This window comes from Actinomadura sp. 7K534 (genome assembly GCF_004348575.1).
In the GTDB taxonomy this organism is placed as follows: domain Bacteria; phylum Actinomycetota; class Actinomycetes; order Streptosporangiales; family Streptosporangiaceae; genus Spirillospora; species Spirillospora livida.
Genome location: NZ_SMKB01000239.1, coordinates 1 through 10644, shown reverse-complemented (window position 1 = coordinate 10644; position 10644 = coordinate 1). Strand labels below are relative to the sequence as shown.

General features: G+C 74.2%; 7 protein-coding genes and 1 pseudogene. 4 read left to right on the top strand and 4 right to left on the bottom strand.

Annotated elements, in window-relative coordinates:
- The first annotated feature begins 580 nt into the window (after nucleotides 1–580).
- From E1266_RS30780 to E1266_RS30765, 4 genes are all read left to right on the top strand, one after another.
- On the top strand, nucleotides 581–2017 hold the full coding sequence (locus E1266_RS30780; protein ID WP_132053028.1) for a GuaB1 family IMP dehydrogenase-related protein: 1437 nt from the start codon (nucleotides 581–583) through the stop codon (nucleotides 2015–2017).
- Between the two features lie 314 nt (nucleotides 2018–2331).
- Complete coding sequence (locus E1266_RS30775; protein WP_243719088.1) at nucleotides 2332–3765, top strand: LCP family protein; 1434 nt, start codon at nucleotides 2332–2334, stop codon at nucleotides 3763–3765.
- Between the two features lie 90 nt (nucleotides 3766–3855).
- Nucleotides 3856–4914, top strand: a complete 1059-nt coding sequence (locus E1266_RS30770; RefSeq protein ID WP_132053024.1) for an enolase C-terminal domain-like protein — start codon at nucleotides 3856–3858, stop codon at nucleotides 4912–4914.
- On the top strand, nucleotides 4911–5483 hold the full coding sequence (locus E1266_RS30765; protein ID WP_132053022.1) for an AAA family ATPase: 573 nt from the start codon (nucleotides 4911–4913) through the stop codon (nucleotides 5481–5483). Before E1266_RS30770 ends, E1266_RS30765 begins: the two co-directional genes overlap by 4 nt.
- A 13-nt stretch (nucleotides 5484–5496) precedes the next feature.
- Here the strand turns inward: E1266_RS30765 and E1266_RS30760 are convergent, their stop codons facing one another.
- The 4 genes and pseudogenes from E1266_RS30760 to E1266_RS30745 form a co-directional block, all read right to left on the bottom strand.
- Nucleotides 5497–6651, bottom strand: coding sequence for an acyl-CoA dehydrogenase family protein (locus E1266_RS30760; protein ID WP_132053020.1), 1155 nt, complete (start codon nucleotides 6649–6651; stop codon nucleotides 5497–5499).
- Nucleotides 6648–8618, bottom strand: a complete 1971-nt coding sequence (locus E1266_RS30755) for a biotin carboxylase N-terminal domain-containing protein (protein WP_132053018.1) — start codon at nucleotides 8616–8618, stop codon at nucleotides 6648–6650. Before E1266_RS30755 ends, E1266_RS30760 begins: the two co-directional genes overlap by 4 nt.
- Before the next feature lie 5 nt (nucleotides 8619–8623).
- On the bottom strand, nucleotides 8624–10156 hold the full coding sequence (locus tag E1266_RS30750) for a carboxyl transferase domain-containing protein (protein ID WP_132053030.1): 1533 nt from the start codon (nucleotides 10154–10156) through the stop codon (nucleotides 8624–8626).
- A gap of 56 nt (nucleotides 10157–10212) precedes the next feature.
- Nucleotides 10213–10644: pseudogene (locus E1266_RS30745) on the bottom strand (exopolyphosphatase); the annotation flags it as partial.

The window sequence follows — 10644 nt, the reverse complement described above, 5'->3', positions numbered from 1 at the left end:
CCGGGGTCCGCCGAGCGCCGTTTCCAACGCCGGGCGAACCCTCGTGAGAGCGCAATGCTCCGGGCTCACGCCGCGCGTCCCGGCGCCGCGCCGGCAGAGGGCCGCCGGGCGGCGGGCGCGCGGGGTGGCAACGATCACAACGGCGGGCACGGCGGGCATCGCCGCCCGGACCGGGCGGCCCGCGGCGCGGGCGAGCGCGGCTGACCGGGCCCAAGTGCGTGACCTGCATGCGCTTCTCCCGGTGTTCTGCTGTCACGCCCCTGCGGCGGGTTCCGCCGTCCGCGCGAGGCACATGTAAGAAAAGTGCATCGGGGGCGCAGTTACGTCAAGAGGTAACTTTACAGAGAGCCAAGCCCTACGTTGCACCGTTTTCAGGCACGTAATCCAGTTCACTTCGATCACGCCTGGAAGGGGCGGGAATCGGCATCCGGGGATCGGGCCGCGGCGCCGCGCGGGCACGGCGGGCATCGCCCCTGGGTACGGGCCCGGAGGGGCGGCGTGGCCGGAGCACGGCCGGGTATAGCGGACAATGTACGCTGCCCCAGCCCGTCCGGAACCGTGATTGGTGTGTAGTACAGCCGTGCACCTGCTGAACGGTGAGCGTTCCGCTCACGACCTCACCTACAACGACGTCTTCATGGTCCCCAGCCGCTCCTCGGTCGGGTCGCGCCTGGAGGTCGACCTGGTGACCACGGACGGCAGCGGGACGACCGTGCCTCTCGTGGTCGCCAACATGACCGCCGTCTCCGGGCGCCGCATGGCCGAGACGGTCGCCCGGCGCGGCGGCATCGCCGTGCTCCCCCAGGACATCCCGGCCGAGGTCGTCGCCGAGGTCATCGGCTGGGTCAAGGGACGCGACCTCGTCGTGGACACCCCGATCCGGCTGGCCCCGTCCAGCACGGCCGGGGACGCGCTCGCGCTGCTGCCGAAGCGCGCGCACGGCGCGGTGATCGTGGTCGAGGACGACCGGCCGGTGGGCGTCGTCACCGAGGCCGACTGCCAGGGCGTCGACCGGTTCGCGCAGCTGCGCGACATCATGTCCCGCGACCTGGTCACGCTGCCGGCCGGCGTGGACCCGCGCGAGGCGTTCGACCGGCTGCACGAGCGCGGCCACCGGCTCGCCCCCGTCGTCGACGGCGGCGGGCGCCTCGCGGGCATCCTGACCCGTACCGGCGCGCTGCGCGCCACGCTGTACAAGCCCGCCGTGGACGGCGCCGGCCGGCTGCGCATCGCCGCGGCGGTGGGGGTGAACGGCGACGTCGCGGGGAAGGCGAAGGCGCTGCTGGAGGCGGGCGCCGACCTGCTCGTCGTGGACACCGCGCACGGCCACCAGGACAAGATGATCAGCGCGCTCGCCGCCGTCCGGGGGCTGGACCCCGGCGTCCCGGTGGCGGCCGGGAACGTGGTGACGACCGAGGGCACCCGCGACCTGATCGAGGCCGGCGCCGACATCGTCAAGGTCGGGGTGGGCCCCGGCGCGATGTGCACGACCCGGATGATGACGGGGGTCGGCCGGCCGCAGTTCTCCGCCGTCCTGGAGTGCGCCGCCGAGGCCCGCCGCCTGGGCCGGCACGTGTGGGCGGACGGCGGCGTCCGGCACCCCCGCGACGTGGCGCTGGCGCTGGCGGCCGGGGCCGCGAACGTGATGGTCGGCTCCTGGTTCGCCGGCACCTACGAGTCGCCCGGCGACCTGCAGCGCGCCGCCGACGGGCGGCTGTACAAGGAGAGCTTCGGGATGGCGTCCGCGCGGGCCGTGCGGCTGCGCACCGCCGACGACTCCCCGTTCGACCGCGCCCGCAAGGCGCTGTTCGAGGAGGGCATCTCCACGTCCCGGATGTTCCTCGACCCGAAGCGCCCCGGCGTGGAGGACCTGATCGACTCGATCGTGGCGGGGCTGCGCAGCTCGTGCACCTACGCGGGCGCCCGCACGCTGGAGGAGTTCCACGAGCGGGCGACCGTCGGGATCCAGAGCTCGTCCGGCTACGCCGAGGGAATGCCGCTGTCCACCAGCTGGTAAAACCTCTCGGTCCGCCGCCCGCCGCGCGCACCCGCGCCAGCGGGCGGGCGGCGGCGGGGTGCGGCGCGGCCGGCCCAAGATCCGGGGGTCGGGCTGCCAACTGATCACCGGATTGCATATCCTGGGCGCGGCTGTGCCTGAGGTCACACGCGCTCGCACGCGGACGGCTCCCAAAAGCAACTTTTGACCGGTCCCGCGCGTCCATAGGGTGAACCAGGCTTAATTCACCGTGGGTGGGAATCGGAGCGTACATGGGTCGGTCGGCGAGTCGGCGCGCCGGGGAAGGGGACGGGGATCGCTCCTCCGGCGGTGCCGTGGGCCTCCCCCGCGCGCTCGCGCTGACCCTCGCGTCCGCCCTGGTCTGGGGCGTCGCCCACCTCGTCACCGGCCGCCGGGTCGCCGGGAGCCTGCTGCTCGCGCTGTACGTCGCGCTCGTCGCCGCGGTGGGGGCTGCAGGCACCGTCTACCGCTCGGACCTGCTGCAGCTCGCCGTCCGCCCGGAGGTCGTGGAGCGGCTCTCGGTCGGGCTGCTGGCGCTCGGCGTGGTGTGGGTCTTCATCGTGATCCGCTCCTACCAGATCCTGCGTCCGCTGCGGCTGTCGGCGGCGGCCCGCACGCTGGGCGCCGCGGCCGTCGCCGTGATGTGCTTCGCCGTCGCGGTGCCGGTGGCCTGGTCGGCGCACGGCACCTACGTCTACCGCGACGCGCTGACCAGCATCTTCCGCAGCGGCGGCGGGAACGGCAAGCAGGTCGACGCCGACGACCCGTTCGACGGGCAGGCCCGGGTCAACATCCTGCTGCTCGGCGGCGACGCCGCCGAGGACCGCACCGGCGTGCGCACCGACAGCATGACGGTGGCGAGCGTCGACACCGACACCGGCGACACGGTGCTGCTGAGCCTCCCCCGAAACCTCGAGGGCTTCCAGCTGCCGCCCGGCCCCGCCCGCGACCGGTTCCCCTACGGCTTCACCGGCGACGGGCCGCAGACGCCGGGCCTGCTGAACGAGGTGTTCCAGTACGCCGAGGAGCACCCCGACGTGGTGCCGGGCGTCCCGAAGAACGAGCGCGGCCCCGAGCTGCTGAAGGCCACGATCGCCGGCATCCTCGGCCTCCGGGTCGACTACTACATCCTGGTCGACATGTTCGGCTTCGCCGACATCATCGACGCCATGGGCGGCGTCAAGATCAACATAGAGCAGCCCATCCCGTACGGGCTGGAGGGCGCCGTGCTGGAGCCCGGCTACCGGACGCTCAGCGGCAAGGAGGCGCTCTGGTACGGCCGGTCCCGGACCAACAGCAGCGACTACGTGCGGATGGGCCGGCAGAAGTGCCTGCTGGCCGCGATCGCCGAGCAGGCCGACCCGCAGACCGTCCTGACCAGCTTCGACAAGCTCGCCGCGGCCGCCAAGCGGACCCTGTCCACCGACATCCCGCAGGAGCTGCTGCCCGCGCTGATGAAGCTGTCGGAGGGCGTGAAGGGCGGCGCGCAGATCAACAGCCTGCAGTTCGTGCCCCCGCTGATCTACACCGGCAGCCCCGACTTCGACCTCATCCGCAAGCTGGCGGCCGAGGCGGTCAACACCGATCCCCGCCAGGTCAGCGGCGATCCGGACGGTGATCGGGGCGACGGCTCGCCGAACGCGGCGGCGAGCACCGCTCCGCCCGAGACCGGCGGCTCGCCGAGCGGCACCCCGACGACGTCGAAGCCGCCGAGCAAGCCGGTGTCGCTGGACGCCAGCTGCCCGTGATCCTCCGCCCCGCCGCGGTCCCGGCACGGGCCCGGAGGGGGGATCATGGAAGGAGACCGATTCCTCTAGGTCCTCGAAGGGCGGGTGCGGGTGCCTCGGATCCATGGCTGCGACGTCTACCGCGTGGCGATGCCGCGCGGGCGGCGGCCGGAGAGCGTGCTCGTCCGCCTCGCCGGCGGTGACGCGGTGGGGTGGGGCGAGATGGCCGTCCCCGGCGGCTCCGGCGATCCGGGCCGCGGCTGGGCCGACATCGAGGAGCGCATGGCGCCCGCGGTGGTCGGGCTGGAGTGGGACCGCCCCGAGGACGTGTCCGCCGCCGCGGACTTCGGCGCCCGGGAGGCGGCCGCCGCGATCGACACCGCCTGCTGGGACCTGTGGTGCCGGACGCGTGGCCTGCCGCTCGCGCACGCGCTCGGCGGGACCCGCACGTCCATCGTGACCGGTTCGCGGATCTCGCCCGAGCCGGCGCTGGACACGGTCGCGGCCCGGGTCAACCGCGCCGTTGGAGCGGGCCACACCCGCGTGACCCTGGACATACGGCCCGGCTGGGACATCGAGCCGGTCCGCACGATCAGGCAGGCGTACCCGGCGCTCGCGCTCGTCGCGGACGCGGGCCACGCCTACACCGAGTCGCCGGAGCACATGGCCGTCCTGGAGGGGCTGGACGCCTACGGCCTGGCGGCGATCGAGCGCCCGTTCCCCGCCGGCGACCTCGCCGCGCACGCCCGGCTCCAGTTGCGGGTCGGCACCGCCGTCGCCCCGGCCGTCGGCGACCTGGAGACCCTCGACGCGGCCCTGAGGCTGGACGCGGGCCGCGCGCTGCACCTGCGGCTCGACCGGCTCGGCGGGCTGACCGCGGCCCGCAGCGCCCACGACCTGGCGTACGCGGCCGGCTGGGACGTGTGGTGCAGCGGCTGCGGCGCGTTCGGCATCGGCCAGGCCGCGGCGGTGGCGCTGGCGGCGCTGCCGGGCTGCACGCTGCCGAGCGACGTGACCGACCCCGCGGGCGGGCCGGTGTTCGTGACGCCGCCCGTCCGGTCGTCCGGCGGCGTGGTCGGCGTCCCCCTCACGCAGCCGGGCCTCGGCCACGAGGTCGACGAGGAGCGCATCGAGCGGCTGGCGACCCGCCGGCTGCGGCTGTCGGCATGACCGCCGCCCCGGTCTGGGTGGTGGCCGGGCCGCCCGGGTCCGGCAAGAGCACGGTGTCCGACCTGCTGCTGGCGCGGCTGCGCCCCGTCCCGGCGCTGCTCGACAAGGACACCATGTACGGGCCGTTCGTGGAGGCCGTGCTGGCGGCGTCCGGCCGCGACCCGGGCGAGCGGGAGGGCCCCTGGTACGACGCGCACGTCAAGCCGCACGAGTACGCGGGGATGACGGCGACGGCCCGGGAGGTCCGCTCCCACGGCTGCCCGGTGCTGCTCAGCGGCCCGTTCACCGGCCAGATCCGGGACGCGGACCGCTGGGCGGAGTGGACCGCCGCGCTGGGCGGCCCGCCCGTGCGGCTGGTGTGGATCCGCACGGACGCCGCGACGCTGCGGCACCGCCTGGAGAAGCGCGGGTCGCCGCGCGACACCGGGAAGCTGGCCGGGTTCGGCGCGTTCGTCGCGCGGATGCGGCCGGACGAGCCGCCGCCCGTCCCGCACGCGGCCGTCGACAACCGGCTGGCCGCGCCCGTCCCGCTGGAGGCGCAGCTCGACGCGCTGGCCGCCGCGCCCTGAGTACGAGGGCCGGTCAGTACGACTTGGGCAGGCCCAGGGAGTGCTGCGCGACGAAGTTGAGGATCATTTCGCGGCTGACCGGGGCGATGCGCATGAGGCGGACCACCCCGGCGAGCATCCCGACGCCGTACTCGGTCGTGAGGCCGTTGCCGCCGTGGGTCTGGATCGCCTGGTCGACGCAGTGGATCGCGGCCTCGGCGGCGGCGTACTTGGCCATGTTCGCGGCCTCGCCTGCGCCGGCGTCGTCGCCCCCGTCGTACAGCGAGGCGGCCTTCTGCCCCATCAGCCGCGCCAGCTCCAGCTCGATCTTCGCGGCGGCGAGCGGGTGCGCGAGGCCCTGGTGGGCGCCGATGGGCGTCTTGAAGACCTGCCGGTCCTTCGCGTACGCGGTGGCCTTGCCGAGGGCCAGGCGGCCGATTCCGGCGCCCATGGCCGCCGCCATGATCCGCTCGGGGTTGAGGCCCGCGAACAGCTGCAGCAGGCCGCCGTCCTCGTCGCCGACGAGCGCGTCGTAGGGCAGCCGGACGTCGTCGAGGTGGCAGATGAACTGCTTCTCCGGCGACACGATCTCCATGCCGATCGGCGTCCAGCCGAACCCGTCCGCGCCGGTCGGCACGATGAACAGGGAGGGGCGCAGGTTGCCCTTCTGGTCCTCGGTGCGGCTTACGAACATGACGGCGTCCGCCTCGTCCACGCCGGAGATGAACGTCTTCTGCCCGTTCAGGACCCAGCCGTCACCGTCCCGGCGCGCGGTGGTGGTGATGCGGTGCGCGTTGGAGCCCGCGTCGGGCTCGGTGATCGCGAACGCCATCTTCACCGAGCCGTCCGCGAACCGCGGGAGCCAGTGCCGCCGCTGGTCCTCGGTGCCGGAGCGCGCGATGATCGTGGCGCAGATCGCCGGGGAGACGACCATGAGCAGCAGGGGGCAGCCCGCCGCGGCCAGTTCCTCGCACACCGCGGCGAGGTCGCCGATGCCGCCGCCTCCGCCGCCGTACTCCTCGGGGACGTTCACGCCGAGGTAGCCGAGGCGCCCGGCCTCGTCCCACAGCTCGTCGGTCTTCTCACCCGCGCGGGCCTTCTCCACGTAGTAGGAGGCGCCGTACTTGGCGCCCAGCTCTGCGACCGCGGCGCGCAGCGCCTGCCGCTCCTCGGTCTCGACGAAGCTCATCCGGTGGTCCCTTCGGTGTCGGCGAGGACGGCGAGGACGGCGCCGGACTCCACCTGCCGGCCCGCCGCGACGTTCATTTCCGCGACCGTCCCCGCGGACGGCGCGGCGATGCGGTGCTCCATCTTCATCGCCTCCAGGACGACGAGCGTCTGCCCGGCGGCGACCTGCGCGCCGAGTTCGGTCTCGACGCGCAGCACCGTCCCGGGCATGGGCGCCAGGAGCGATCCGGGGGCGATCCGGCCGCTCGGGTCGGTGAAGCGGGGAACGGCCTGGAACGCCACCGGGCCGAGGCGGGAGTCGACGTACACCGAGTCGCCGGCCGCGGTCACCGCGAACGTCTCGCGCAGCCCCTCGTGCTCCAGTACGACCCGCCCGGGCGCCGCCGAAACCAGCGAGGTGCCGGGGCACAGCTCCGACACCAGCTCGCCGCGGTGCAGGTAGTAGTCGACGGTCACCTGCCCGGACGGGCCCTCGAACGTCCGGCGCCGGGGCTGCGACCGGACGTTGCGCCACCCCGGCGGGAGCCCGCCGAGCACCGGTGCCGCCGCGCGGTCCGCGGCGGCACCGGCCAGCGCGCCGGCCAGCGCGGACAGGCGGACGGCGTCCTCCCCGGCGAGCGGCGCGGCGAGGACGCCGAGGCCGACCCGGTCCAGGTATCCGGTGTCGGTGTCGCCGTCCAGGAACCCCGGCTCCTCCAGGATCCGGACGAGCAGGTCGCGGTTGGTGGCGGGGCCGTGGATGCGGGCGCCGCGCAGGCCGGCCGCCAGCCGGCGGGCCGCGGCCCGCCGGGTGGGCGCCCACGCGATCAGCTTGGCGAGCATGGGGTCGTAGTGCACGCCGATCTCGACCCCGCCCTCGACCCCGCTGTCGAGCCGCAGCCCGTGGGAGGCGGGGACGGCGAACTCGGCGTCGGCGTCCGGCACCTCGAAGGTGTGCAGGGGGCCGCTGCCGGGCCGCCAGTCGCGGGCGGGGTCCTCGGCGTACAGGCGCACCTCGATGGCGTGGCCGCGCGGCTCGGGCGCCGCGTCCGGCAGCGGAGCTCCCTCGGCGATCTCGAGCTGCAGCCGGACGAGGTCGACGCCGTACACGCACTCGGTGACGGGGTGCTCGACCTGGAGGCGGGTGTTGACCTCCAGGAAGAAGAAGCGTCCGTCCGGGGCGAGCATGAACTCGACCGTGCCGGCGCCCGTGTACCCGATGGCGCGGGCGGCGTTCGCCGCCGCCTCGCACAGGGCGGCGCGCAGCTCCGGGCCGACCGCCGGGGACGGCGCCTCCTCGACGATCTTCTGGTGGCGGCGCTGGATCGAGCATTCGCGCTCGCCGAGCGTCCAGACGCGGCCGCGGGCGTCCGCGACGACCTGGACCTCGATGTGGCGGGCGTTCTCCAGGAGCGGCTCGCAGAACACGGTGGGGTCGCCGAACGCCGACTCGGCCTCGCGGCGGGCCCCGGCGACCGCGCCGGGCAGCTCGTCCGGCGTCCGGACGATCCGCATGCCGCGCCCGCCGCCGCCCGCGGACGCCTTCACCAGCAGGGGGAAGTCCGCGCCGGTCACGCGGGCGGGGTCCAGCTCGGGCAGCACCGGGACGTCCGCGGCCGCCATCAGCTTCTTCGCCTCGATCTTGGAGCCCATCGCGGCGATCGCCTCGGGCGGCGGGCCGATCCAGGTCAGGCCCGCGCCGATCACCGCTCGCGCGAATTCGGCGTTCTCCGACAGGAAGCCGTAGCCGGGGTGGACGGCGTCGGCCCCGGCGGCGCGGGCCACGTCGAGGAGCCGCCCGGCCGACAGGTACGTCTCCGCCGGGGTCGCCCCGGGGAGCCGTCCCGCGACGTCCGCCTCCCGGACGTGCGGCGCGTCCGTGTCCGGGTCGGAGTGGACGGCGACCGTCCCGATGCCGAGGCCCCGGCAGGCCCGCATGACCCGGCGGGCGATCTCCCCGCGGTTGGCGACAAGCACTCTGCTGATCATCGGGCTCACATCCGGAAGACGCCGAAGCCGTCGGCTCCGCGTACGGGCGCGTTGTGGACGGCGGACAGGCACAGGCCGAGGACGGTGCGGGTGTCGCGCGGGTCGATCACGCCGTCGTCGTAGAGGCGCCCGGACAGGAAGAACGGCAGCGACTCCGCCTCGATCTGGCTCTCGACCATCTCCCGCATCGCGCGGTCCTGGTCCTCGTCGTAGACCTGCCCGCGCGCCTCGGCCGCCTGCCGCGCCACGATCGACAGGACCCCGGCGAGCTGCTGCGGGCCCATCACCGCGGACTTCGCGCTCGGCCACGTGAACAGGAACCGGGGGTCGTAGGCACGGCCGCACATGCCGTAGTTGCCCGCTCCGTACGAGGCCCCCATCACGACCGTCAGGTGCGGGACCCGGCTGTTCGCCACCGCGTTGATCATCAGGGCGCCGTGCTTGATGATCCCGGCCTGCTCGTACTCCCTGCCGACCATGTAGCCGGTCGTGTTGTGCAGGAACAGCAGCGGCGTGTCGCTCTGGTTGGCGAGCTGGATGAACTGCGCCGCCTTCTGCGCCTCCTCGCTGAACAGGACGCCCTGCGCGTTGGCGAGGACCCCGACCGGGTAGCCGTGGACGCGGGTCCAGCCGGTGACCAGGCTCGTCCCGTACAGCGGCTTGAACTCCTCGAACCGGGAGCCGTCCGCGACCCGGGCGATGACCTCGCGCGGGTCGAACGGGATCTTCAGGTCCTCGGGGACGATGCCGGCCAGCTCGTCCGCGTCGTACAGCGGTTCCTCCACCGGGCCCGGCGCGGGGCCGAGCTTGCGGTGGCCGAGGTTCCGGACGATCTCGCGGCCGAGGCGCAGCGCGTCCGCCTCGTCGGCCGCCATGTAGTCGGCGAGCCCGGAGGAGCGCGCGTGCATCTCCGCGCCGCCGAGCTCCTCGTCGCCGGCCTCCTCCCCCGTCGCCATCTTCACCAGCGGCGGGCCGCCGAGGAACACCTTCGCGCGCTCCTTGACCATGACGACGTAGTCGCACATGCCCGGGACGTACGCGCCGCCCGCGGTGGAGTTGCCGAACACCAGCGCGATCGTGGGGATGCCCGCCGCGGACAGCCGGGTCAGGTCGCGGAACATCCGGCCGCCGGGGATGAAGATCTCCTTCTGCGTCGGCAGGTCCGCGCCGCCCGACTCGACCAGGTTGATCACGGGGAGGCGGTTCTCCAGCGCGATGTCGGACGCCCGGAAGCTCTTCTTCACCGACCACGGGTTGCTGGCCCCGCCCCGCACCGTCGGGTCGTTCGCCACGATCACGCACTCGACGCCCTCGACGACGCCGATGCCGGTGACGACGCTCGCGCCGACGGGGAAGTCGCTGCCCCACGCGGCGAGGGGGCTCAGCTCCAGGAACGGCGAGTCGGGGTCGATCAGCAGCTCGATGCGCTCCCGCGCGAGCATCTTCCCGCGCCTGCGGTGCCGCTCGACGTACTTCTCGCCGCCGCCCGCGAGGGCCTTGGCGTGCTCGGCGTCCAGCGCCGCCACCTTCTCCAGCATGGCCGCGCGGCGCTCCCGGTACTCGGGGCCGCGCGTGTCGAGCGTGCTCTTCAGCGTCACAGAAGTGCCTCCGGGATGTCGGCGTGGCGGGACCGCAGCCACTCCCCGAGGGCCTTGCCCTGCGGGTCGAACCGCGTCGAGGCCGACACGCCCTCCTGCAGCAGCCCCTCGACGACGAAGTTGACGGCGCGGAGGTTGGGCAGCACGTGGCGATGGACGGTGTGGTCGCGGGTCTCGGGCAGCAGCTCGCGGAACCGCTCGATGGTGAGGAACGGCTCCAGCCAGCGCCATTGCGCGTCCGTCCGCGCCCATACACCGATGTTGGCGTCCCCGCCCTTGTCCCCGCTCCGCGCACCCGCAACCCGTCCGAGCGGCACCCGCCCGGCCTCCTCTTCCGGGCGGCCGGCGGGCGGGTTCTCCACAGGAGGCGATTGTGCCCCCGCAGCGTGACCTGCGCGTTCGACACTGGAAGTGGGCTGGCCCCCCTG

Bases quoted from the DNA above. Each gene is read 5' to 3' on its own strand.
- E1266_RS30765 (WP_132053022.1), top strand. From the start codon at position 4,911: ATGACCGCCGCCCCGGTCTGGGTGGTGGCCGGGCCGCCCGGGTCCGGC.
- E1266_RS30760 (WP_132053020.1), bottom strand. From the start codon at position 6,651: ATGAGCTTCGTCGAGACCGAGGAGCGGCAGGCGCTGCGCGCCGCGGTC.
- E1266_RS30755 (WP_132053018.1), bottom strand. From the start codon at position 8,618: ATGATCAGCAGAGTGCTTGTCGCCAACCGCGGGGAGATCGCCCGCCGG.
- E1266_RS30750 (WP_132053030.1), bottom strand. From the start codon at position 10,156: ATGCTGGAGAAGGTGGCGGCGCTGGACGCCGAGCACGCCAAGGCCCTC.